22 protein-coding genes and 2 pseudogenes are annotated in these 22,779 nt (G+C 55.2%); 19 read left to right on the top strand and 5 right to left on the bottom strand.

The features are described from left to right. The first annotated feature begins 130 nt into the window (after window positions 1–130). The 11 genes from F7Q90_RS10030 to F7Q90_RS10080 all read left to right on the top strand — a co-directional run bounded on the left by F7Q90_RS10030 (window position 131) and on the right by F7Q90_RS10080 (window position 8,597). Window positions 131–661 (top strand): hypothetical protein, encoded by a 531-nt coding sequence (locus tag F7Q90_RS10030; RefSeq protein WP_006117826.1) that lies wholly within the window; start codon window positions 131–133, stop codon window positions 659–661. Beyond that, a complete protein-coding gene (locus F7Q90_RS10035) occupies window positions 658–999 on the top strand; it encodes an HNH endonuclease signature motif containing protein (RefSeq protein WP_044241347.1) in 342 nt (113 codons plus the stop codon). The genes F7Q90_RS10030 and F7Q90_RS10035 overlap by 4 nt, the downstream gene beginning before the upstream one ends. Beyond that, window positions 999–1,193: a hypothetical protein gene (locus tag F7Q90_RS10040; protein ID WP_006117824.1), complete on the top strand. Its 195-nt coding sequence runs from the start codon at window positions 999–1,001 to the stop codon at window positions 1,191–1,193. The genes F7Q90_RS10035 and F7Q90_RS10040 overlap by 1 nt, the downstream gene beginning before the upstream one ends. A 161-nt stretch (window positions 1,194–1,354) precedes the next feature. Further along, window positions 1,355–1,840: a magnesium transporter CorA family protein gene (locus F7Q90_RS10045; RefSeq protein WP_044241345.1), complete on the top strand. Its 486-nt coding sequence runs from the start codon at window positions 1,355–1,357 to the stop codon at window positions 1,838–1,840. 4 nt (window positions 1,841–1,844) lie between these two features. Then, window positions 1,845–3,368 (top strand): terminase large subunit, encoded by a 1,524-nt coding sequence (locus F7Q90_RS10050; protein WP_006117822.1) that lies wholly within the window; start codon window positions 1,845–1,847, stop codon window positions 3,366–3,368. Continuing rightward, window positions 3,368–4,639, top strand: a complete 1,272-nt coding sequence (locus F7Q90_RS10055; protein WP_044241343.1) for a phage portal protein — start codon at window positions 3,368–3,370, stop codon at window positions 4,637–4,639. The genes F7Q90_RS10050 and F7Q90_RS10055 overlap by 1 nt, the downstream gene beginning before the upstream one ends. Window positions 4,640–4,656: 17 nt before the next feature. Next, window positions 4,657–5,334 (top strand): HK97 family phage prohead protease, encoded by a 678-nt coding sequence (locus tag F7Q90_RS10060; protein WP_044241341.1) that lies wholly within the window; start codon window positions 4,657–4,659, stop codon window positions 5,332–5,334. 1 nt (window position 5,335) lies between these two features. Beyond that, window positions 5,336–6,493, top strand: a complete 1,158-nt coding sequence (locus F7Q90_RS10065; protein ID WP_044241339.1) for a phage major capsid protein — start codon at window positions 5,336–5,338, stop codon at window positions 6,491–6,493. Window positions 6,494–6,526: 33 nt separating this feature from the next. Continuing rightward, window positions 6,527–6,859, top strand: coding sequence for a head-tail connector protein (locus F7Q90_RS10070; protein WP_052310101.1), 333 nt, complete (start codon window positions 6,527–6,529; stop codon window positions 6,857–6,859). Continuing rightward, window positions 6,859–7,200: a phage head closure protein gene (locus tag F7Q90_RS10075; RefSeq protein WP_006117818.1), complete on the top strand. Its 342-nt coding sequence runs from the start codon at window positions 6,859–6,861 to the stop codon at window positions 7,198–7,200. Before F7Q90_RS10070 ends, F7Q90_RS10075 begins: the two co-directional genes overlap by 1 nt. After that, window positions 7,197–8,597 carry an HK97-gp10 family putative phage morphogenesis protein gene (locus F7Q90_RS10080; RefSeq protein ID WP_006117817.1) on the top strand — a complete coding sequence of 467 codons (1,401 nt, stop codon included), beginning with the start codon at window positions 7,197–7,199 and terminating at the stop codon, window positions 8,595–8,597. Before F7Q90_RS10075 ends, F7Q90_RS10080 begins: the two co-directional genes overlap by 4 nt. Before the next feature lie 159 nt (window positions 8,598–8,756). On the opposite strand, the pseudogene F7Q90_RS10085 reads toward F7Q90_RS10080, so the two are convergent. The 3 genes and pseudogenes from F7Q90_RS10085 to tal form a co-directional block, all read right to left on the bottom strand. Beyond that, window positions 8,757–9,152: pseudogene (locus tag F7Q90_RS10085) on the bottom strand (VOC family protein). 275 nt (window positions 9,153–9,427) lie between these two features. Continuing rightward, complete coding sequence (gene tkt / locus F7Q90_RS10090; protein WP_006117815.1) at window positions 9,428–11,428, bottom strand: transketolase; 2,001 nt, start codon at window positions 11,426–11,428, stop codon at window positions 9,428–9,430. A gap of 63 nt (window positions 11,429–11,491) precedes the next feature. Then, a complete protein-coding gene (gene tal, locus F7Q90_RS10095; protein WP_006117814.1) occupies window positions 11,492–12,442 on the bottom strand; it encodes a transaldolase in 951 nt (316 codons plus the stop codon). A 360-nt stretch (window positions 12,443–12,802) separates the two neighbouring features. On the opposite strand from tal, the pseudogene maeB reads away from it, so the two are divergent. Continuing rightward, window positions 12,803–15,022 (top strand): annotated as a pseudogene (maeB, locus tag F7Q90_RS10100) (NADP-dependent oxaloacetate-decarboxylating malate dehydrogenase). A 59-nt stretch (window positions 15,023–15,081) separates the two neighbouring features. Here the strand turns inward: maeB and hemF are convergent. After that, window positions 15,082–15,996: an oxygen-dependent coproporphyrinogen oxidase gene (gene hemF / locus F7Q90_RS10105; RefSeq protein WP_006117813.1), complete on the bottom strand. Its 915-nt coding sequence runs from the start codon at window positions 15,994–15,996 to the stop codon at window positions 15,082–15,084. Between the two features lie 48 nt (window positions 15,997–16,044). After that, complete coding sequence (gene amiA, locus F7Q90_RS10110) at window positions 16,045–16,890, bottom strand: N-acetylmuramoyl-L-alanine amidase AmiA (protein ID WP_006117812.1); 846 nt, start codon at window positions 16,888–16,890, stop codon at window positions 16,045–16,047. 209 nt (window positions 16,891–17,099) lie between these two features. Between amiA and F7Q90_RS10115 the strand changes: the two genes are divergently transcribed. The 7 genes from F7Q90_RS10115 to cysA all read left to right on the top strand — a co-directional run bounded on the left by F7Q90_RS10115 (window position 17,100) and on the right by cysA (window position 22,670). Continuing rightward, window positions 17,100–17,525, top strand: a complete 426-nt coding sequence (locus F7Q90_RS10115; RefSeq protein WP_006117810.1) for a GNAT family acetyltransferase — start codon at window positions 17,100–17,102, stop codon at window positions 17,523–17,525. Then, the gene (locus F7Q90_RS10120; protein WP_006117809.1) at window positions 17,515–17,976 is read left to right on the top strand and encodes a DUF2919 domain-containing protein; all 462 of its coding nucleotides are present in this window, start codon (window positions 17,515–17,517) and stop codon (window positions 17,974–17,976) included. The genes F7Q90_RS10115 and F7Q90_RS10120 overlap by 11 nt, the downstream gene beginning before the upstream one ends. 63 nt (window positions 17,977–18,039) lie before the next feature. Continuing rightward, entirely contained in the window at window positions 18,040–18,660 is a 621-nt protein-coding gene (locus F7Q90_RS10125) for an RpoE-regulated lipoprotein (protein ID WP_006117808.1), read from the top strand. A 207-nt stretch (window positions 18,661–18,867) separates the two neighbouring features. Further along, a complete protein-coding gene (locus F7Q90_RS10130; RefSeq protein WP_006117807.1) occupies window positions 18,868–19,884 on the top strand; it encodes a sulfate ABC transporter substrate-binding protein in 1,017 nt (338 codons plus the stop codon). After that, window positions 19,884–20,717 carry a sulfate/thiosulfate ABC transporter permease CysT gene (gene cysT / locus F7Q90_RS10135; protein WP_006117806.1) on the top strand — a complete coding sequence of 278 codons (834 nt, stop codon included), beginning with the start codon at window positions 19,884–19,886 and terminating at the stop codon, window positions 20,715–20,717. The genes F7Q90_RS10130 and cysT overlap by 1 nt, the downstream gene beginning before the upstream one ends. Beyond that, a complete protein-coding gene (cysW, locus tag F7Q90_RS10140) occupies window positions 20,717–21,592 on the top strand; it encodes a sulfate/thiosulfate ABC transporter permease CysW (protein WP_006117805.1) in 876 nt (291 codons plus the stop codon). The genes cysT and cysW overlap by 1 nt, the downstream gene beginning before the upstream one ends. Beyond that, entirely contained in the window at window positions 21,582–22,670 is a 1,089-nt protein-coding gene (cysA, locus tag F7Q90_RS10145; protein WP_006117804.1) for a sulfate/thiosulfate ABC transporter ATP-binding protein CysA, read from the top strand. The genes cysW and cysA overlap by 11 nt, the downstream gene beginning before the upstream one ends. The last annotated feature ends 109 nt before the right edge of the window (window positions 22,671–22,779 follow it).

The following is a 22,779-nucleotide window of genomic DNA, read 5'->3' on the forward strand; positions in this document are numbered from 1 at the left end:
ATGGATTCGAGCACAATTATTTCCATAATCGCCCTCGCGATAAGCTGCCTTTCTCTGGGTATCACTATCGGGAGATATCTCGGTGATTAAGTTTGCCATAGTGGCGCATCACTCACGATTAGAAGCAGTGATGAACCTGAAGCACGTGCTTAATGCGCACTTCCTGCTTGATGATAAAGATGGTGGTGCCAATGCCAATCACCGCCGCGCCATTGAGTGGGCCAGTCAGCAGGATTGCCGTGTAGTGATACTGGAAGACGATGCGCTGTTAGTTGATGGCTTCACCGAAAAGGTAACAGCCTGGCTTGACCGGTTCCCTGATGATTTGCTGTCTTTCTATTTAGGCACCGGCAGGCCACCACAGTATCAGCTTGAAGTGGCAACAAAGCTTATCGACAGCGACCAGTGCCAGACTGACTACATCACCATGAGCAGGCTGATTCACGGCGTCTGTTACAGCATACCGCAGCATCGCATCGGTGATGTGCTGACCAGATGGGACAGCGCAAAGCCAGCTGACTACGCGTTTGGTGATGCCTATGGCGGTGATGTTATCTATCCCTGCTACTCACTGGTTGACCATGCAGACTCTACAACAGTAGAGCGGCACCCCGACAACGAGCAACGCACAGAACGCCGCAGGGCGTGGAGGCTTGCATGAGTAAAGAGCCGCGCGTGTACGGATCACGGTGGGATAAAGCGCGACTCAGGTTTCTTCAGCATAACCCACTGTGTGTTATGTGTGAGCAGCAGGGGCGCGTATCACCCGCCTCAGTCGTTGACCATATCGAGCCGCACAAGCTCAAGGACGCAATCAAGTCAGGCAACCGCGATGCAATAGCCAAAGCACAAAAGCTTTTCTGGGATACCGCCAACTGGCAGCCACTGTGCAAGCAGCATCATGATTCAACCAAACAGAGAATGGAGAAGAGCGGTACGATTATTGGCTGTCATGCCAACGGCTATCCTCTGGACCCCGCGTCTCACTGGAGTAAGTAATGAAAGACCTGAAGATTGAATATCGTGATGGAAATTTTGTTCATGTGGTAGTCGATGGTGTTGAGATGAACCATATCACCGCGATCCAGTTCTCACACGAAGTGGGTGAGACCTTGCCAACCCTCTCGCTATCCGGCCACATAATGAGCGGACCCAATAAGTCAGGCAAAGAGCTTGAGCAGGTAAATAAGTAACCAAGAGAAACCATTTCATCTGCAACCATCGCAAATGAGAACGAATCTCATCAAGGCAAGGGGGGGGAGGTCAAAACTTCAAAATGAAGGCCCCAAATGACCGCCGCCTAACCTCCAATTTAACGCTAACCCGATTTTTTCAGTTTTAAGGGTGTTTACAAATGGCACAAAAAAGAACGCGCTCCGACAGTTCGGCGGCTGCCGTTCAGACCATGCAAAATGCGACAGTGGACACCATCCAGCCCCCGTCGCATGCGGGCCTGGAAAAAAAAGCCGAACCATTCTGGCATGACAATATTAGATCAAAGTCTCTGGACAGTTGGACTCCTGCTGATCTGCTGGCGGCTGTGGAACTGGCAAATAATCAGCTTTATATCACCGTTTTACGCAAAGATTTGCGCAAAGAAGAGCGTATACGTGGCGAGGAACGCAATGAAGCGCTGATTAAGGACCTGCGAAAGCAGATCGTTGAATTACAGCGAACCATTCTTGCACAGCGCCGCGACTTGCAGATTCATTCTCACGCGACCAACGGCGAAAGCCGTGACCAGCAGAAGCGCAATCAGAACGAGCGGGATGCCCGCAAAACTACCAAAGAGCACGAGGACGATGACGATAATCTGATCGCCTTCCCGACATACGGATAATCACATGACGCGTGGCGAAAAGGTCATCCGCTTTATTGAAAAGTTCTGCATCGTCCCAGAAGGCGAACTGATGGGCCAGCCGATGCGACTGGACGATTTTCAGAAGCGTTTTTTACTTGAAATTTATGATAATCCAGCCGGCACGGACAAAGCATATCTCAGCATTGCGCGTAAAAACGGGAAAACAGGGCTGATAGCCGCCGTATTGCTGGCGCACCTTGTCGGTCCCGAGTCTGTGCAGAACAGTCAGATAGTCAGCGGCGCAATGAGTCTTGAGCAGGCTGGCATAGTATTCAGCCTGGCAGTGAAAATGATCAACTTCAGCCCTGAGTTGCAGAAGATCATTCATATTATCCCGAGCGGCAAGCGCCTCATTGGTAAGCCCATGAATGTTGAGTACAAGGCGCTGTCTGCTGAGGGGAAAACCACGCACGGGCTTTCACCTGTTCTGGCTATCCTGGATGAGGTGGGTCAGGTTACCGGCCCCCAGAGCGACTTTATTGACGCCATCGTTACCGCTCAGGGTGCGCATAAAAGCCCTTTACTGATTGCGATCAGCACGCAGGCTGCCAATGACGGTGACCTGCTCAGTATCTGGCTGGACGATGCCAAAAATTCGAAAGACCCGCACATTGTTTCGCACGTCTATGCGGCCGCTAAAGACGCCGATATCAGCAGTCCCGAAACGTGGCGGTCTGCCAATCCGGCAATGGGTGTTTTCCGTTCGCTGAAAGACATGGAGCGTCTTGCTGAGCAGGCAGGGCGTATGCCCAGCTTTGAGAACACCTTCCGCAACCTGAACTTAAACCAGCGAATCTCTACCGACTCGCCGTTTGTCTCCCGTAGCGTCTGGGAGGCGTGCATTGATGAAAGCATTCACCCTGGCATGATAGTTGGTGAGTGTTACGCGGGGCTTGACCTGTCGGAGCGCAACGATCTCACCGCGCTGGTGGTTGTCGGGCAGGACGCTGAACGTAACTGGCTGGTTTTCCCTTATTTCTGGACGCCCGGAAAAACTATTATCGACCGCTCAAAGCGGGATCGGGCACCTTATGACGTATGGGCCAGAGAAGACCGCATGTTCACCACGCCCGGCGCATCAGTTGAATACGATTTTGTTGTGGTGAAACTGCCCGAAATACTGGCCGATTTTGATATGACAGCGATTGCATTTGACCGCTGGCGCATTGAGATATTTAAAAAAGAGCTTGATCGCATCGGACTGACTCTACCGATGGTTCAGTTCGGGCAGGGTTACAAAGACATGGCACCCGCGATAGACACCCTTGAGGGTGCGCTACTGAACGGAAAGATAAGGCACGCCAATCATCCGGTGATGAACATGTGCGCGGCTAACGCAACTGTCATACGTGACGCAGCAGGTAACCGCAAGATTGATAAATCCAAAAAAACAGGCCGCATGGATGGCATGGTGGCGCTGGCTATGGCGCTGGGCGCGGCAAATGGTGAAGGCGCTGATCCACAGGGCGACTTTGACGACTTCTTAAACAGACCGCTGAGCATGTGATGGATGAACCCAAATATTCTATTGACCTGAGAACCAATAACGGACTCTGGGCGCGTCTACAGTCATGGTTTGTAGGCGGTCAACTTATCACGCCCGGGCAGGGATCGCAGGGTGGACCCGTATCAGCTTCCGGTCACCTCGGCAATTCAGCCGTGACCGATGAGCGTATTCTCCAGATTTCTACTGTCTGGCGCTGCGTGAGCCTGATTTCCACGCTGACCGCTTGCCTTCCGCTGGACGTTTTCGAAACTGACCGCAACGACAACCGCAGCAAGGTCGGCATGGATAATCCGCTGGCCCGCCTGCTGCGTTATGCGCCCAATCAGTACATGACCGCGCAGGAGTTTCGCGAGTCAATGACGATGCAGCTCTGCTTCTATGGCAATGCGTATGCGCTCATTGACCGAAACGGTGCAGGTGACCCGGTCAGCCTGCTACCGCTACAGTCGGCCAGCATGGACCCGCGCATGGTGGGTAAATCGCTGGTTTACCGCTACCAGAAAGACGGAAGCTATGCAGATTTCAGCCATTCAGAGATTTTACACCTCAAAGGATTCGGCTTTAACGGTCTGGTGGGCCTCTCACCCATCGCTTTTGCTTGCAAATCGGCAGGCGTGGCGGTGGCCATGGAGGATAACCAGCGTGACTTTTTCGCCAACGGTGCAAAATCACCCCAGATTCTTTACTCCGACAGGGTGCTGACCAAAGAACAGCGCGATCAGTTAGAGGGTAACTTCCGTGAAATTGCGGGTGGGCCGGTTGAAAAGCGCCTGTGGATACTGGAATCAAACCTCAAAAACTCGCCGATAGGGGTCACGCCGCAGGATGCTGAAATGATGGCATCGCGCAAGTTTCAGGTCAGCGAACTGGCCCGCTTTTTTGGCGTACCGCCGCACCTTGTCGGCGATGTGGAAAAATCGACGAGCTGGGGAACCGGCATTGAGCAGCAGAACCTCGGGTTTCTTCAGTACACGCTTCAGCCTTATATCTCCCGCTGGGAAAATGCTATTCAGCGCTGGCTTATCCGGCCCGATCAGGTCGGACGCTATCACGCTGAGCACAATCTTGACGGTCTTCTGCGCGGCGATTCGGCTTCCCGTGCTGCATTCATGAAGGCTATGGGTGAAGCGGGACTGCGCACGATCAACGAAATGCGGCGCACTGACAACATGCCGCCGTTACCTGGCGGCGATGTGGCCATGAGACAGGCGCAGTATGTGCCAATCACGGAATTAGTTACCAACAAAGAGCCCCGCACTGACGGGGCTTAATTTTTATGGGGGCCGTAATGGCTGAGATCGTAAAAACGCTGGCGTTTGAAGAAACCGAAATCAAGTTTTCCGGTGACGGAAAGCAGGGAATTTTTGAAGGCTACGCCTCCGTGTTCAACAACACGGACTCAGACGGCGACATTATCCTGCCCGGCGCATTCAAAAACGCCCTGGCAAACCAGAGCCGCAAGGTTGCCATGTTTTTTAATCATAAAACGTGGGATTTGCCGGTGGGCAAGTGGGACAGCCTGGCAGAAGACGATAAAGGGCTTTACGTGCGCGGCCAGCTTACGCCGGGACACAGCGGCGCGACAGACCTGAAGGCGGCGATGCAGCACGGCACCGTCGATGGCATGTCGGTTGGCTTTTCCGTCAACAAAGATGATTACTCGCTGGGTACCAGCGGGCGAATATTCAAAAACATTGCGGCGCTGCGAGAAATCAGCGTATGCACCTTTCCGGCCAACGAGCTTGCGGGCGTCTCTGCCATGAAGAGCGTGGACGGGATCGAAACCATCCGTGACGTTGAGAACTGGCTGAGGGATTCAGTCGGACTCAGCAAGTCACAGGCAGTCGGGTTAATCGCCCGGTTTAAGTCAGCAGTTCGGAGCGAGTCCGGGAGCGGCGAAAACGAAGCGCAAATTAACGCTCTGTTAGAGAGCATCAAATCTTTTCCCTCTAATTTAGGTAAATAACATGTCCGAACTCGTACAGATTCAGAAGGCCATCGAAGAGTCGCAGTCTAAAATGACCCAGCTTTTTGAGGCGCAGAAGTCCGAAATTGAAAGCACCGGTAAAGTGTCAAAGCAGCTTCAGGATGATCTTGGCAAGGTTCAGGAAGAACTGAGCAAATCGGGTGCCCGCCTGTTTGATCTGGAACAGAAGCTGGCAACCGGCGCACAGAGCCCCTCTCAGGAGAAATCATTCTCTGAACGCGCTGCTGAAGAGCTGAAGAAGTCCTGGAACGGCAGCAAAGGCGAGTTTCAGGCGCAGACTTTCAACAAGTCGCTGGGCAGCGATTCCGCATCGGCCGGCAGCCTGATCCAGCCAATGCAGGTGCCGGGCATCGTGACGCCGGGCCTGCGCCGTCTGGTAATCCGTGACCTGCTGGCGCAGGGGCGTATTTCCAGCAATTCTCTGGAATACGTGCGCGAAGAGAAGTTCACCAACTCTGCTGCATCGGTGAAAGAGAAGGCCATGAAGCCTGAATCCGACATCACCTTCAGCAAGCAGACGGCGAACGTCAAAACCATCGCCCACTGGGTGCAGGCCTCACGTCAGGTTATGGACGATGCGCCAATGCTTCAGTCCTACGTCAACAACCGCCTCATGTACGGGCTGGCGCTGGTGGAAGAGGGGCAACTGCTGAACGGTGACGGTCAGGAAGACAACCTGACGGGCATCAACACAGTGGCAACCGCCTACGACACCACACTGAATGCCCGCGGTGATACCCGTGCCGACATGATCGCTCACGCCATCTATCAGGTGACCGAGTCAGAGTTCAGCGCATCAGGCATCATCCTTAACCCGCGTGACTGGCACAACATTGCGCTGCTGAAAGATGGCGAAGGTCGCTATATCTTTGGCGGTCCGCAGGCGTTTACCAGCAACATCATGTGGGGTCTTCCGGTTGTTCCGACCCGTGCCCAGGTACAGGGTACATTCACGGTAGGCGGCTTCGATCTGGCGTCTCAGGTCTGGGACCGTATGGATGCGACCATTGAAATCAGCCGTGAAGACCGCGACAACTTTGTCAAAAACATGCTGACCATCCTGTGCGAAGAACGCCTGGCGCTGGCGCACTACCGCCCGACAGCCATCATCAAAGGCACCTTCGAATCTGGCTCATAACCGGGAGGGGCGGGGAAACCCGCCCTTGATGCCATGCCAATAAATGTTCTTGATGTGGTACCGATTACTGAGCTTCGCCAGCACATCGAGATGGATTCAGATGATCGTGACGCCGTATTAACCCGTTACGCTCAGGGCTCCCTCGACTACTGCATCCGATTTTGTGACGATCCTCGCTGGAAAACGGCCTCCGACCTTCCCTCACAGGTAGTGAACGCGATGCTGCTTTTTTTCTGTGACGCTTTCGAGCACAGAGGGGCGCAGACTGACGTTCAGCTCTACAGCAATGCCCGCGCAAATGACCTGCTGTTGCAGGTGAGAAACTTTCGCGGCGTTATCGACCCGCCCGACGAGAGGGGTAGCTGATGGAGCCAGGACGACTCAAACACCGTGTTACGGTGCAGAATGCTGTTCAGGTCAAACTCCCGTCCGGCCAGCGAAAGGATGAGTGGCACGCCGTTGCAACAGGCGTTCCCGCTGAGGTTAAAGGCATCAGCGGTCGTGAAATCGTCGCCTCTGGTGCCGAAAAAGCAGAGGCCGCCATTCGCGTGTGGATGCGATACCGTAACGACATCACCGCAGCTACCCGTCTCGTCTGTGAAACGGGTCCCTACCGTGGATATGTTCTGGACGTGATCGGGATACCCATTGCAGATAACCGTATGACGCGGTTAGAAATTCTCTGTAAGCAGGGGGTAAAGACATGATAGACACGCGACTCGACTTTTCCGGCCTGCTTGACCTGTCAGACGATCTGAACGTGCTGAGCAAGGCCGAAAACCGCAAGGTGCTCCGTGATGCCACCCGCGCCGCCGCTACGGTCGTGCGCGATGAGGCTAAAAAGCGTGCGCCGCGCAAAACCGGCAGGCTGGCGCGAAATATCGTTGTGGCCACGCTGCGCCAGCGCGATGGCGGCATTGCTTCCGGCGTTCATGTACGCGGCACCAACCCAGAAACGGGGAAAAGTGAAGGTAACATGAAAACCGGCGACCGCAATAATGCTTATTACTGGCGTTTTCTGGAACTGGGTACGTCGAAGATGCCGCCTGTGCCGTTTCTGCGCCCGGCCTATGATGCCCGCATGGAAGATGCGGCAAAAGCGGCCTATAAATCGACCAATATTCTCTATCTCTATATTTGCTGCATCATCGTCGGCAGCATCATGAGCATGAACCGTACGGTGCTGATTCAGGGCTTTCTGCGCATCTTTTTTCCCATGCTATGCGGTGAAATCGTGGGCATGATTGTCGGCATGGGCGTCGGATTAGCGTTGGGGCTGGAGCCGTTCCAGATTTTCTTTTTTATCATTCTGCCCATTATGGCGGGTGGCGTCGGCGAAGGGGCCATTCCGCTCTCCATCGGCTATGCGGCGTTGCTCCATATGGATCAGGGCGTGGCGCTGGGCCGCATCCTGCCGATGGTGATGCTGGGGGGCGTGACCGCCATTATTATTTCCGGCTGCCTGAACCAACTGGGTAAACGTTATCCGCACCTCACCGGGGAAGGCCAACTGATGCCGAATGTCACGAACGTTGAGCCCGAGCCGCTGCAGTCCGTTTTTTCCGGTAAAGTTGACGTAACGGCCATTGCCTCCGGGGCGCTGCTTGCGGTGCTGCTCTATATGGTAGGGATGCTGGGGCAGAAGCTGACAGGGCTGCGTGCGCCGGTAGGGATGCTGTTCCTGGCCGTGCTGGTGAAACTGGTCAATGGCGTTTCGCCCCGTATTCTGGCCGGTTCTCAGGTGGTCTATCGCTTTTTCCGCACCGCAGTGACCTATCCCGTCCTGTTCGCTGTCGGTGTGGCCATTACGCCGTGGCATGTGCTGGTCACCGCGTTTACGCTCACCAATCTGCTGGTCATTATCAGCACGGTCAGTGCGCTGGTCGCAACGGGCTTCTTTGTCGGGAAAAAGATTGGCATGCATCCCATTGATGTCGCCATTGTTTCCTGCTGCCAGAGTGGGCAGGGCGGGACGGGCGATGTAGCCATTCTCACCGCCGGTAACCGCATGGGCCTGATGCCGTTTGCTCAGATCGCGACGCGTATCGGCGGAGCCATCAACGTTTCGCTCTCTTTGCTGCTGCTGAGCCACTTTTTAAAGTAACGGTTGTTAAGGTCAGCAAGGCGACCTGTACGGTGCCTTGCTGACGCGTTTCGTCTGCTTCAATCATATGTTACCAGGGCGCGAGCACTTCACTTCATATGTTTAATGACGAGAGGGCTTTGCACTTTTAAGGGTCTTTAGCGTCAGTTGAATCCCGTCTCAGGCATTCTGATAAAGATCCCAGCGGTTGCCATAGATGTCTTCAAACACTACCACCGTGCCGTAGGCTTCCTGTCTGGGCTCCTCACAAAAGTGCACCCCTTTTGCCTTCATAGCGTGATAATCCCGCCAAAAATCATCCGTCTGAAGAAACAAAAAGACACGGCCACCGCACTGGTCTCCGATAAAACCGGCCTGACGTTAGTTTGATGCGCGCGCCAGCAGAAGATGGCAGTCGCTGTCGGGGTTCGGTGAGACGACAACCCAGCGCTTGCCCGGTTGGGGCGTGTCTTCAATTAGGGTGAAACCCAGTTGATCCCGGTAGTACTCAATGGCGCGGTCGTAATCATCAACCACCACGGCAATATAGCCCATGCATCGCTTTTGCGTTCTCATCCTTTACCTCGTCAGCGGATCACCAGAAAAACTGAGTTCACCTCACTGTCGCTGAAACGGAACGGGCGATGCAACATTAATCACACTTATTGTTTCTGTGCTGCCAGCCATTGAGCTTCCGGGCGAGGAAAAGGATTTGATTGCAACGGACACGGCGAAAAACGTGGTTACCGAAGAAGGTGGGTTTTCAGAAAGCAGCACGCCAGCGTCAGGCTGGCGTGCTGAGAGCAAAACCGCGGTCCGGCTGAGGAAGCCGGATCGCGTGAGTGCGAGGATTATGCCGGTTTCAGCAGGGCTTCGGCATGGCTGACGATGTTTTCTATCGTGAAGCCAAACTCCGCGAACAGCTTTTCTGCTGGCGCAGATTCACCGAACGTAGTCATCCCGACAATGGCACCGTCCAGCCCGACATACTTATACCAGTAATCTGCAATGCCTGCTTCCACGGCCACGCGTGCTTTCACAGCGGAAGGCAGCACGGATTCGCGATAAGCCGCATCCTGCGCGTCGAACAGATCCGTTGAAGGCAGTGAAACGACCCGCACCTTATGGCCGCCGGTCGTCAGCTTCGTTGCTGCACCCAGCGTGATCTCCACTTCAGAGCCGGTGGCAATCAGAATGACGTCTGGCGTGCCCTCACAGTCTTTCAGGACGTAACCGCCGCGTTTGATATTCGCCACCTGTTCCGCCGTACGCTCTGGCTGTGCCAGATTCTGACGCGACAGGATCAGGGCGGTAGGTCCATGATGACGCTCAATCGCAGCCTGCCAGGCCACAGCGGTTTCCACCTGGTCGCACGGACGCCAGACGCTCATATTCGGCGTAACGCGCAGGCTGGCAATCTGCTCTACCGGCTGGTGGGTTGGACCATCTTCACCCAGACCGATTGAGTCATGGGTATAAACCAGAATCTGGCGGGCCTTCATCAGGGCCGCCATGCGCGCGGCATTACGGGCGTACTCGACGAACATCAGGAAGGTCGCGGTATAGGGCACAAAACCACCGTGGTGGGCAATACCGTTACCAATGGCTGTCATACCAAATTCACGCACACCGTAGTGGATATAGTTCCCGGCCGGATCCTCTTTGATGGATTTCGAACCTGACCAGATGGTGAGGTTACTGGGGGCGAGGTCGGCAGAGCCGCCCAGGAATTCAGGCAGCATTTTGCCGTAGGCTTCCAGTGAATTTTGCGAGGCCTTGCGGCTGGCGATTTTTTGCGGATTCGCCTGCAGATCGGCAATGAATCGGGCAGTTTCCGCTTCCCAGTTTGCGGGCATTTCGCCGTTTATACGCCGCGTATATTCTGCGGCCAGTTCAGGATAAGCCTGCTGATACGCGGCAAACTTATCGTTCCAGGCTTTTTCGCGCGCCGCGCCAGCTTCTTTGGCATCCCACTGCTGGTAAATCTCTTGCGGGATCTCAAACGCCGGATAATTCCAGCCCAGTTGCTTGCGCGTCAGTGCGACTTCTTCTTCACCCAGCGCGGCCCCGTGTGCCTCTTCTTTACCGGCTTTATTCGGTGAACCAAAGCCAATAACCGTGCGGCAGATAATCAGTGACGGCTTATCGGTGACGCTTTGCGCTTCTTTAATTGCGGCTTTAACGGCCTCGGCATCGTGACCATCAATTTCACCGACCACGTGCCAGTTATAGGCTTCGAAACGTTTGTGCGTGTCATCCGTAAACCAGCCTTCGGTCTCTCCGTCGATGGAAATGCCGTTGTGGTCATAGAAGCCGATCAGTTTGCCCAGACCAAGCGTTCCGGCCAGTGAGCAGACTTCGTGGGAAATCCCCTCCATCAGACAGCCGTCGCCCATAAACACATAGGTGAAGTGGTCAACGATATCGTGTTGTGGACGGTTAAACTGCGCAGCCAGCGTCCGTTCCGCAATGGCCAGACCCACGGCGTTTGCCAGACCCTGACCCAGCGGGCCGGTCGTGGTTTCCACGCCCGGCGTGTAGCCAATTTCCGGGTGGCCCGGTGTTTGGGAGTGCAGCTGGCGGAAGTTTTTCAGCTCTTCAATCGGTAAATCGTACCCGGTCAGGTGCAGCAAACTGTAAAGCAGCATTGAGCCGTGACCGTTAGACAGGATAAAGCGGTCGCGATCCAGCCAGGCGGGGTTGGTCGGATTATGCTTGAGGAAATCGCGCCACAGCACTTCGGCGATATCTGCCATGCCCATTGGCGCACCAGGATGACCGGATTTTGCTTTTTGTACCGCATCCATACTTAATGCGCGAATCGCATTCGCCAACTCTCTGCGTGAGGACATAAAGGGTCTCCCTTGTTAAGCATCAGGGCGGGAGTGAGCCCGCCCGGTAAAAGAGGGGAAAAACTACAGGCGCGCCGCCAGCACATCTTCCAGTTTTTGCTGGTCAACGGCGAACTGGCGAATACCGTCTGCCAGTTTTTCGACCGCCATAGGGTCCTGATCATGTTCCCAGCGGAACTCCGCTTCGGACAGCGGCGACGGCTGATGGAAACATTCAGTGGAAGGCTCAAGCTTACGCTCTACGGGCGCCTCGCTGTTCTGCAACTCCTCCAGCAGGTTAGGTGACAGCGTCAGCCGATCACACCCGGCCAGCGCCAGTACCTGTTCGACCTTACGGAAGCTGGCACCCATGATGATGGTGTCATAGCGATGCTTCTTATAATAATCGTAAATACGGCGCACCGATTTCACGCCCGGATCTTCGTCGACGTTATACGGGTCCATGGGCTTGCGGCTGTTGTACCAGTCATAGATACGGCCGACAAACGGCGAAATCAGATAAACCCCGGCTTCGGCGCAGGCGCGCGCCTGGGCAAAGGAGAACAGCAGCGTCAGGTTGCACTGGATACCATTCTTTTCCAGCTCTTCTGCGGCTTTAATGCCTTCCCATGTGGAGGCCAGTTTGATCAGGATGCGAGAGCGATCAATGCCGTGCTCTTCATACATGCGGACCAGCTTTTCCGCTTTCGTGACGCACATGCCACGATCGAAGGAGAGGCGCGCATCCACTTCGGTCGAAACACGGCCTGGTATGCTTTTCAGAATTTCCATACCGAGGTTAATGGCCACTTTATCGCTGGCGTTAATAATCTGCGTTTCTTTGCTGCCACCCTGTTTTTTCGCGTAGTCGATGGCGTCATCAATCAGATGTTTGTAAGGCTGGAGAGCAGATGCTTTCAGAATAAGCGAAGGGTTAGTCGTCGCATCTTGTGGGTGATAATTACGGATGGACTCAATATCGCCACTGTCAGCCACCACGGTCGTGAACTGTTTAAGGGCTTCAAGCTGGTTCATTTCTACACTCCTTGAAAAATACGTTGTAACAAAAGGGAACACCTCTGGCCTCGTGCCCTAATCAGTGCAGACATTACACGTCGTAGTAACGCCGACTCACCACATTGCAACAGACCAGGTGCAGTGAAAATGCGTTTTCTCTGAATGTTGTGCGATGAGGGTTGCGCGCAACCACCCGAGATGACATTTCTGCGGATAACGACTGTCCAGCCATTAAGGATAGCAGCCATGAAAAATGACGCAGGGTAGACTGTGGCAATCTGTGCGTTAAGAAAGAAGGTTCTTTGAACCGCCTCACCGCTTTGTGATGGTGTGCTTTCTATACTGAACATCCACTTACCTGGCGAAGAAGGATGTCTAATGGATGACCAACTGAAGCAAAGTGCGCTTGATTTTCATCAGTATCTCACTCCCGGAAAAATTCAGGTTTCCCCCACCAAACCTCTTGCCACCCAGCGGGATTTGGCGCTGGCCTATTCTCCTGGCGTGGCGGCGCCCTGTTTAGAAATCGCCGCCGATCCGCTGGCGGCGCACAAGTACACCGCGCGCGGCAATCTGGTGGCGGTGATTTCAAACGGTACGGCGGTACTGGGGCTGGGGAACATCGGCGCACTGGCCGGGAAACCGGTGATGGAAGGCAAGGGCGTTCTGTTTAAGAAATTTGCGGGCATTGACGTTTTTGATATTGAGGTCGACGAACAGGATCCCGATCACCTGATCGAGGTGATTGCCGCGCTGGAACCCACGTTTGGCGGAATCAATCTTGAAGATATCAAAGCGCCCGAGTGTTTTTATATCGAATAGCAACTGCGGCAGCGCATGAAAATTCCGGTGTTTCATGATGACCAGCATGGCACGGCCATCATCTGTACGGCGGCGGTGCTGAACGGACTACGCATCGTCAACAAGGCTATCGCTGATGTACGGCTGGTGGTGTCAGGCGCGGGCGCATCGGCCATTGCCTGTATGAACCTGCTGGTCGCGCTGGGCTTGCAGAAAGACCATATTCAGGTGTGCGATTCGAAAGGGCTGATTTACCGTGACCGCGAACCCAATATGGCGGCCACCAAAGCCGATTATGCCGTGGAGGATCACGGCAAGCGCACGCTGGCCGACGTGATCGAGGGCGCAGATATTTTCCTGGGCTGTTCCGGACCGGATGTCCTGACGCAGGATATGGTGAAAAGCGTGGCGAAAGATCCGCTGATTCTGGCGCTGGCAAATCCCCATCCCGAAATTCTGCCGCCGTTGGCGAAAGCCGTACGGCCGGATGCGATTATCTGCACCGGACGTTCTGATTTTCCTAATCAGGTGAACAACGTGCTCTGCTTCCCGTTTATCTTTCGTGGCGCGCTGGATGTGGGGGCCACCGCCATCAATGAAGAGATGAAGCTGGCGGCCGTACACGCCATTGCCGAACTGGCACAGGCGGAACAAAGCGACGTAGTGGCTTCGGCCTATAGCGATCAGGACCTGCGCTTCGGACCGGACTATCTGATTCCCAAACCCTTTGATCCACGTTTAATCGTGCAGATAGCCCCTGCCGTGGCGAAAGCGGCGATGGCGTCCGGCGTGGCAACCCGGCCTGTGGCTGACTTTGATGCCTACCGGGAGCAACTTACGGAGTTTGTGTATAAGACCAACCTGTTTATGAAGCCGATCTTTTCCCAGGCGCGTAAAGCCCCGAAACGGGTGGTGATGGCGGAGGGCGAAGAGGTGCGGGTGCTGCATGCTACGCAGGAGCTGGTCTCGCTGGGGCTGGCGAAACCCATCCTGATAGGTCGCCCCAACGTGATCGCCATGCGGTTAGAAAAACAGGGGCTCAAAATTGAGGCCGGAAAGGATTTTGAAATCGTGAATAACGAATCCGATCCCCGCTTTAAAGCGTACTGGAATGAGTATTACCAGATGATGAAGCGGCGCGGTGTCACCCCCGAGCAGGCGCAACGCGCCGTTATTGGCAATCCGACCCTCATCGGTGCCATCATGGTCTACCGTGGTGAGGCCGATGCGCTGATCTGCGGCACCATCGGCGATTATAACGAGCACTACGAGATTGTGGAGCGCGTGCTGGGCCTGCGGAGTGATGTGAAGGTGGCCGGGGCCATGAATGCGCTGTTACTGCCGAATGGCAACACGTTTATTGCGGATACTTACGTCAACGCCGATCCTACACCGGAACAGCTGGCGGATATAACGTTAATGGCGGCGGAAACCGTGCGTCGCTTTGGGATTGAGCCGCGCGTGGCGTTGCTGTCGCACTCCAGCTTTGGCACCTCCAGTGCGCCTGGTGCGCAGAAAATGCGCGATGTGCTGGCGCTGGTGGAAAGCATCCGGCGGGAAATCATGCCCGACAGCCCGCTGAAAGGCAGCGCAAACCTGCTGATCATGCCCAACGTGGAAGCGGCGCGCATCAGCTACAATCTGCTGCGCGTGTCCTGTTCGGAAGGCGTAACGGTCGGGCCGGTGCTGATGGGCATGACCCGGCCGGTGCACGTGCTGACGCGCATCGCGTCCGTGCGCCGGATCGTCAATATGGTGGCGCTGGCGGTGGTGGAAGCGCAGACGCAGCCGCTGTAGTCAACCGGGGCGGCGACCCGGGTTGCCGCCCCGGCACGTTCCTGAGCCGGCAACGTGGATTACTCAGGCAGGTTGAGCCAGTTTTTCACCGGCAGGAAGTCACGGTAGAGCGCGGCCTCGGGTGAGTCAGGTTCAGGATGATAGTTATATTCCCAGCGCACCATGGGCGGCAGGGACATCAAAATGGATTCCGTTCTGCCTCCGGTTTGCAGGCCAAACAGCGTGCCCCGATCCCACACCAGATTGAACTCTACATAGCGACCCCGGCGGTAAAGCTGGAACTGCCGCTCGCGGTCGCCATAAGGCATGTGCTTGCGGCGCGCCACAATCGGCTGGTAAGCGTCCAGAAAGCCCCGGCCGACGGCCTGAATAAGGGCAAAACTTTGTTCAAAGCCCGGCTTGTGGATATCGTCAAAAAACAGCCCACCAATACCGCGTTGCTCGTCGCGGTGTTTCAGATAGAAATAGTCGTCGCACCACTTTTTAAACCGGGGATAGACATCCTCGCCAAAAGGCTGGCAGATATCGAAGGCGGTCTGATGCCAGTGCAGCGCATCTTCTTCAAACCCGTAAAACGGCGTCATATCAAAGCCGCCGCCAAACCACCAGATCGGCTCGGCACCGGGTTTTTCGGCAATGAAAAAGCGCACATTCGCATGACTGGTCGGTACATACGGGTTGTTGGGATGGATAACCAGCGAAACGCCCATGGCTTCGAAACTGCATCCGGCCAGCTCAGGACGATGTGCCGTCGCGGAGGCTGGCATCTGGTCACCATGAACGTGGGAGAAATTCACGCCAGCCTGTTCAAACACGGCACCATTACGCAGCACACGGCTTCGTCCACCGCCACCGCCGGGGCGTTCCCAGCGGTCTTCAGTGAACTGCGCGCCACCGTCTTCGGCAGTCAGCTTGCGACAAATCTCATCCTGCAAATCCAGCAGGAACGTTTTTACGCGGGAGATATCAGGCATGGGATAGGCTTCTCTTAGTAAAAATTGGCCGTGATTATAGCTGATCTACTATGACATTCGACGATCATACTCATCAAAGTAGTTAATGATACCTGTGGCGATAGCCGAGGCAATCTTCTGCCGAAAGGCGGTCGTGCCCAGCAACTGCTCTTCGCGCGGATTGGTAATAAAAGACGTTTCCACCAGCACCGAGGGAATGGACGGCGACTTCAGCACGGCAAAGGCGGCCTGTTCGGTATGCTGACTGTGAAGGTGATGCACCGGGCGAATCTGGTCCAGAACGTGTTTGCCCAGGGTCAGGCTGTTTCTGATGGTGTCCGTTTGCACCAGATCAAACAGAATCTGCTGTAAATACTGGTCCTGCTGTTCCACGTTGGCTCCGCCGACCTTGTCCGCGTCATTTTCACGTTTCGACAGGTAACGCGCCATGCTGCTGCTGGCACCCCGATTGGATAACGCGAACACAGAGGCACCGCTGGCATCCGGGCTGGTATAGCCATCCGCATGGATTGACATAAACAGGTTCGCACCGTGCTGATGCGCAATCTCCACTCGCTGGTAGAGCGGAATGAAATGGTCGCTGTCACGCGTCAGGCGGACCTCGATACGCGGATGTGACTGCAGCAGACTGCGCACATTACTGGCGATGTCTAAAACAATGTGTTTTTCTTCGGAACCCTCTTCGCCGACCGCACCCGAATCGATACCGCCGTGGCCCGGATCGAGCATCACGATGCGCTTGCCGTTGTTAACCCGCGGCCTGGGCGACGAGGGTCGGTTAGAGAGCGAAGCCTGCTGTTCCTTCGCCTGCACCGCGCGCGGGGACAATATGGCGAGCGCCAGCCCGGACAGCAGCAGCTGGCGACGATGAATTAAACGTTTGAGTAAGTGCATGTGCATGTCCCTGAGCAGTCATAATGCACCGTGTTATAGCGTAACATTATGCCCGGTGCGATCTTTCAACCATTTCAGGTTATTACTTTGTTTTTCAGCCTGGTAACCGGCAATTTCTTTTTTTTTAACGTTGCCGTCAGCAGTCAGGGTTGCACCCGCCGAAGAAAGCGTGATAATCAGCAAATTGAGGTGAACTGCAGGTACAGAAGATGGAAATCCGCACCTTCCGCCAGGAAGATTTTGAAGAAGTGATCACGCTCTGGGAACGCTGCGATTTGTTACGGCCATGGAACGATCCGGAGCTGGACATCGAACGCAAAATGCATCATGACGCCGACCTGTTTCTGGTGGCGGAAGTTGGGGGCGAAGTCGTCGGTACCGTAATGGGCGGTTACGATGGTCACCGTGGCGCGGCTTACTATCTGGCGGTGCATCCGGATTATCAGGGCCGCGGCTTTGCCAATGCCCTGATGAATCGCCTGGAGAAAAAACTCATTGCGCGCGGTTGCCCTAAAATTCACCTGATGGTGCGGGAAGAGAACGACCAGGTCGTTGCCTTCTATGAAAAGCTGGATTATGAAACGGTCGATGTGGTGTTGCTGGGCAAACGTTTAATCGAAGATCGTGAATATTAATTCGGTCTGGCCGCCTGAGGACTACGACGACAAAGGGCAACTGCGCCTGCCGTTTCTTTTCTGGCTGATTCTGCTATTGCAGTCGCGCACCTGGTGGCTCCTGGTGATGGCCGGCGCGTCACGCCAGCAGGGAAACGATCTTCTGGCCCTTTTCTATCCGGATCGCCAGGCGTTCTGGTCAGGACTGGTGTTGGGTCTGCCAGCGCTGTCGGGGCTGTTGCTCACGGGCTACCGGTCGCGTTTACCCCGAGTGTGGCGCAGCTGGCGCCTGGTGCTGGTGGTATCGTTAGGGGCGAATTTGCTCTGGCAGAGCGTACAACTCGTCCAGACCGATCTGCTCAGCTCACCGTTGCCGCTGCTGTTTACGCTGTTTGATCTGCTGGCACTGCTGTGGTTACTGATCAGTATCCGGCTTCGCGCCTGCTTTTTGCCGCCACACGATCCCGAATAAACTTTTTGCCGCTTTGCGACTCCAATCCGTTTTGCCCAGGTCTATTTATTAACAGGAGTTTTCATGAAAGCTGTTCGTTACACGATACTGACGGTGGCCATGCTGGTCAGTGGGTGTGCCAGTTCCTCCGGCCCTGACGCCAACAGCAGCCAGCAGGTACGCTGGTGGAATCCATTGAGTTACCACTGGGCTTCTGCGCTGCCATGGAACTGGTTTGGTCCTTCACTGACGATAAGCGATCAGGGTGTTGGTGGGATCAACAGTGCCACGGCGATGAACGAATCGGCCATCAAAGACGGGCTTAAGGGCAACTACGATCTGCGTCAGGGCATGCGTGGCCAGAACGGTCAGGTGGTGTCCTTCTGGCAGGCGATGAAGGACGGTCAGGTTAAGCTGGTCATCTATGGTCAGTCACAGGTTGACCGCATTGAGGTGACGGACAACGACATCGCCAGTGCCGACGGCAGCAAAATTGGCGATGCGTTTAGCGCCAGATATGACAAAGCCTTTAATAACTGCATTGTGGCTGCCGGGTTAGACAATCATGACGTCGAATGCCGTGTGCCTGGCAGCCCGCATCTACGCTATGTTTACAGCGGGACCTGGCACGGTCCGGAAGGATTACTGCCTGCCGATGACACGCTGAAAAGCTGGAAACTCAGCAAGTTCGTCTGGCAGCGTTAAGCCACGTAATTTTTGCCTCCCGCAGGGCGTTCAGTGCGCCCTGCCAACCCAATTCTGTTTTTGCGCATTCTTTTCCCACCGCCTTATGCCTTTTTCGACTTTGAAATCAACAAACGATATATAAAACCGTTACGGGTTTACGCTGAGTTATAAATAAACTGCTGTATCTGCGGATGAGATCTGCATCAAATTTCTTCAGGGTGAACCATGACCTTCAAAGCGATGAAAAAAATCGTGAGCGGAATCGCGCTGTCGCTGGGCCTTGCTGGCGCCGCGCACGCCACAGAGCTGTTAAACAGCTCTTATGACGTTTCACGTGAACTGTTCGTCGCCCTGAACGCGCCTTTTGTCAGCCAGTGGGATGCGCGACATCCGGACGATAAACTCACCATCAAAATGTCGCATGCGGGTTCTTCTAAACAGGCGCTGGCCATCCTGCAAGGGCTGCGTGCCGATGTGGTGATCTATAATCAGGTGACGGATGTACAGGTGCTGCATGACAAAGGCAAACTGATCCCGGCCGACTGGCAAACGCGCCTGCCGAATCACAGTTCACCGTTTTATTCCACCATGGCGTTTCTGGTTCGCAAGGGTAACCCTAAGCAGATTCATGACTGGTCCGATTTAACCCGTAACGATGTGAAGCTGATTTTCCCGAATCCGAAGACCTCGGGTAACGGGCGTTATACCTATCTTGCCGCCTGGGGTGCCGCAGAGAAAGCGGACGGCGGCGACCAGGCAAAAACGCGCGCCTGGATGACACAGTTTCTGAAAAACGTCGAGGTTTTCGACACAGGCGGACGCGGCGCCACCACCACCTTTGCTGAACGCGGCTTAGGGGATGTGCTGATCAGCTTCGAATCGGAGGTCAACACCATTCGTAATCAGTACGGCAAAGATGATTACGAGGTCGTGGTGCCAAAAACCGATATCCTGGCAGAGTTCCCCGTCGCCTGGGTCGATAAAAACGTTGAACACAATAAAACAGCCGACGCGGCGAAGGCTTATCTGACCTGGCTGTATTCGCCCGAGGCACAGAAAATCATTACGGACTTTTATTATCGCGTGAACAATCCGCAGCTGATGGAGCAGCAAAAAGATCGCTTTCCAGCCACACAGCTGTTTCGGGTTGAAGACGTATTTGGTAGCTGGAATAACGTTATGAAAACCCATTTCGAAAGTGGCGGTGAACTGGATCAATTGTTAGCGGCGGGGCGTGGATAATGTTTGCAGCCAGCCAAAAACGTGTTTTGCCCGGTTTCGGCCTGAGCCTGGGCACCAGTCTGCTGTTTACCTGCCTGATTCTGCTGCTGCCCATCAGCGCCCTCATCATGCAGTTGTCGCAGATGACATTGCAGCAATACTGGGACGTGGTGACCAATCCCCAGCTGATTGCAGCCTATAAAGTGACGCTGCTGTCGGCCGGCGTTGCCTCATTGTTCAATGCCCTGTTTGGCATGCTGATGGCCTGGGTTTTAACGCGTTATCGCTTCCCGGGTCGCACGCTGCTGGATGGTTTAATGGATTTGCCCTTTGCATTGCCAACCGCCGTCGCAGGGTTAACCCTGGCCGGTCTGTTTTCGGTAAACGGCTGGTACGGTCAATGGTTTGCTCATTTCGACATTAAGATCTCCTACACCTGGATTGGTATCGCGCTGGCGATGGCCTTCACCAGTATCCCGTTTGTTGTCCGGACGGTGCAGCCGGTGCTGGAAGAGTTAGGTCCGGAATACGAAGAGGCGGCGCAGACACTGGGCGCAACGCCCTGGCAAAGTTTCCGTCGCGTTGTGCTGCCGGAAGTGGCTCCGGCGTTGCTGGCGGGCACTGCGCTGTCGTTTACCCGCAGCCTGGGCGAGTTTGGCGCGGTGATCTTTATCGCGGGCAATATTGCCTGGAAAACAGAAGTGACCTCACTGATGATTTTCGTCCGTCTACAGGAGTTTGATTATCCGGCCGCCAGCGCCATCGCGTCGGTCATTCTGGCGGCGTCGTTGCTGCTGCTGTTTGCCATTAATACCTTACAGAGCCGCTTTGGCCGTCGTCTGGGAGGTCACTGATGGCCGATATTTCGCAACTCAATCATGCCGATCGCCAGCCCGTAAACTGGGGTAAATGGCTGCTTATCGGCACGGGTGTGCTGATCTCGGTGCTGCTGCTGGTGGTGCCGATGGTCTCCATCTTCTGGGAAGCGCTGCACAGCGGGCTTGGCCTGACTCTGCGTAACCTGACCGACAGCGATATGCTGCACGCGATTTGGCTGACCGTACTGGTGGCGCTGATTACCGTGCCGGTTAATCTGGTCTTCGGCACCTTGCTGGCCTGGCTGGTCACCCGCTTTACGTTTCCTGGTCGCCAGCTGTTATTAACCCTGTTTGATATTCCGTTTGCGGTCTCGCCGGTTGTGGCTGGCCTGATGTACCTGCTGTTCTGGGGCATTAACGGTCCGGCAGGCGGCTGGCTGGATGCCCACAATATTCAGGTGATGTTCACCTGGCCAGGTATGGTGCTGGTCACCGTCTTCGTGACCTGTCCGTTTGTGGTTCGCGAACTGGTGCCGGTCATGCTGAGCCAGGGCAGTCATGAAGATGAGGCTGCGGTGCTGTTGGGCGCGTCGGGCTGGCAGATGTTTCGCCGTGTGACGTTACCGAATATTCGCTGGGCAATGCTGTACGGCGTGGTGCTGACCAATGCCCGCGCCATTGGCGAGTTCGGTGCGGTATCTGTGGTATCCGGCTCCATTCGCGGCGAAACCTACACTTTGCCGCTTCAGGTCGAATTACTGCATCAGGATTACAACACGGTGGGTGCCTTCACCGCCGCCGCGTTGCTGACCGTTATGGCCATCCTGACCCTGTTTTTGAAAAGCATTGTGCAGTGGCGCTTAGAGCAGCAGCACAAACGCCTGCAACTGGAGGAAAATCATGAGCATTGAGATTAAACAAATCAACAAATCCTTTGGTCGCACAGCGGTGCTGAACGATATTTCACTGGATATCCCGTCGGGCCAGATGGTGGCGTTGCTGGGGCCGTCCGGTTCCGGTAAAACGACCCTGCTGCGAATTATCGCCGGGCTGGAGCATCAGAACAGCGGCCAGATTCGTTTTCATGAGCATGACGTCAGTCGCCTGCATGCCCGCGATCGTAAAGTCGGGTTTGTTTTTCAACACTATGCGCTGTTCCGCCATATGACCGTGTTTGACAACATTGCCTTTGGCCTGACCGTGCTGCCGCGTCGTGAGCGGCCATCCAGTGCCGAAATCAAAAATCGTGTAACACGTCTGCTGGAGATGGTGCAGCTGTCGCATCTGGCAAACCGCTTTCCGGCTCAGCTCTCGGGTGGTCAGAAGCAGCGCGTGGCGCTGGCAAGAGCACTGGCCGTCGAGCCGCAAATTCTGCTGCTGGATGAGCCTTTTGGTGCGCTGGATGCCCAGGTGCGTAAAGAGCTGCGCCGCTGGTTACGCCAGCTTCATGAAGAATTAAAATTCACCAGCGTGTTTGTCACGCACGATCAGGAAGAGGCAATGGAAGTTGCCGACCGCGTCGTGGTGATGAGTCAGGGCAGCATCGAGCAGGTGGGCACGCCGGATGAGGTCTGGCGCGATCCGGCGACGCGCTTCGTGCTGGAATTCCTGGGCGAAGTTAACCGCTTTGACGGTGAGGTTCATGGTTCCCAGTTCCATGTCGGGGCGCATCACTGGCCGTTAGGCTATACCTCCGCCCATCAGGGCGCGGTTGATCTGTTCCTGCGTCCCTGGGAAATTGATGTTTCGCGTAAAAGCAGCCTGGAAACCCCTTTACCGGTACAGGTCCTTGAGGTGAGTCCGCGTGGCCATTTCTGGCAGTTGGTCGTGCAGCCTGCGGGCTGGCAGAGCGAACCTTTCTCGCTGGTGTTCGACGGTGATCAGACCGCGCCACTGCGCGGCGAGCGCCTGTTTGTCGGGCTGCAACAGGCCCGGCTCTATCAGGGCGCCACGCCATTGCGGGCAGTTGCCTTTGCGCACAGCGCCTGATATTTTCTTTTTCACGCAGGGCGGGACAATGTCCCGCCCTTTTTTAATGTTTATACCGCCATACCTCAGGCTCTGGCCTGACTCGTAACGGTATCGTTTCGCCAGGATA

This window comes from Pantoea stewartii subsp. stewartii (genome assembly GCF_008801695.1).
GTDB classification, from domain to species: Bacteria; Pseudomonadota; Gammaproteobacteria; order Enterobacterales; family Enterobacteriaceae; genus Pantoea; species Pantoea stewartii.

Coding starts and splice junctions, on each gene's coding strand:
- F7Q90_RS10080 (WP_006117817.1), top strand. CDS start 7,197: ATGATAGACACGCGACTCGACTTTTCCGGCCTGCTTGACCTGTCAGAC.
- F7Q90_RS10125 (WP_006117808.1), top strand. CDS start 18,040: ATGAAAGCTGTTCGTTACACGATACTGACGGTGGCCATGCTGGTCAGT.
- F7Q90_RS10055 (WP_044241343.1), top strand. CDS start 3,368: ATGGATGAACCCAAATATTCTATTGACCTGAGAACCAATAACGGACTC.
- amiA (WP_006117812.1), bottom strand. CDS start 16,890: ATGCACTTACTCAAACGTTTAATTCATCGTCGCCAGCTGCTGCTGTCC.
- F7Q90_RS10070 (WP_052310101.1), top strand. CDS start 6,527: ATGCCAATAAATGTTCTTGATGTGGTACCGATTACTGAGCTTCGCCAG.
- F7Q90_RS10060 (WP_044241341.1), top strand. CDS start 4,657: ATGGCTGAGATCGTAAAAACGCTGGCGTTTGAAGAAACCGAAATCAAG.
- F7Q90_RS10050 (WP_006117822.1), top strand. CDS start 1,845: ATGACGCGTGGCGAAAAGGTCATCCGCTTTATTGAAAAGTTCTGCATC.
- hemF (WP_006117813.1), bottom strand. CDS start 15,996: ATGCCTGATATCTCCCGCGTAAAAACGTTCCTGCTGGATTTGCAGGAT.
- F7Q90_RS10065 (WP_044241339.1), top strand. CDS start 5,336: ATGTCCGAACTCGTACAGATTCAGAAGGCCATCGAAGAGTCGCAGTCT.
- tkt (WP_006117815.1), bottom strand. CDS start 11,428: ATGTCCTCACGCAGAGAGTTGGCGAATGCGATTCGCGCATTAAGTATG.
- F7Q90_RS10075 (WP_006117818.1), top strand. CDS start 6,859: ATGGAGCCAGGACGACTCAAACACCGTGTTACGGTGCAGAATGCTGTT.
- F7Q90_RS10115 (WP_006117810.1), top strand. CDS start 17,100: ATGGAAATCCGCACCTTCCGCCAGGAAGATTTTGAAGAAGTGATCACG.
- cysA (WP_006117804.1), top strand. CDS start 21,582: ATGAGCATTGAGATTAAACAAATCAACAAATCCTTTGGTCGCACAGCG.
- F7Q90_RS10030 (WP_006117826.1), top strand. CDS start 131: ATGAACCTGAAGCACGTGCTTAATGCGCACTTCCTGCTTGATGATAAA.
- F7Q90_RS10045 (WP_044241345.1), top strand. CDS start 1,355: ATGGCACAAAAAAGAACGCGCTCCGACAGTTCGGCGGCTGCCGTTCAG.
- F7Q90_RS10035 (WP_044241347.1), top strand. CDS start 658: ATGAGTAAAGAGCCGCGCGTGTACGGATCACGGTGGGATAAAGCGCGA.
- cysW (WP_006117805.1), top strand. CDS start 20,717: ATGGCCGATATTTCGCAACTCAATCATGCCGATCGCCAGCCCGTAAAC.
- F7Q90_RS10040 (WP_006117824.1), top strand. CDS start 999: ATGAAAGACCTGAAGATTGAATATCGTGATGGAAATTTTGTTCATGTG.
- tal (WP_006117814.1), bottom strand. CDS start 12,442: ATGAACCAGCTTGAAGCCCTTAAACAGTTCACGACCGTGGTGGCTGAC.
- F7Q90_RS10130 (WP_006117807.1), top strand. CDS start 18,868: ATGACCTTCAAAGCGATGAAAAAAATCGTGAGCGGAATCGCGCTGTCG.
- cysT (WP_006117806.1), top strand. CDS start 19,884: ATGTTTGCAGCCAGCCAAAAACGTGTTTTGCCCGGTTTCGGCCTGAGC.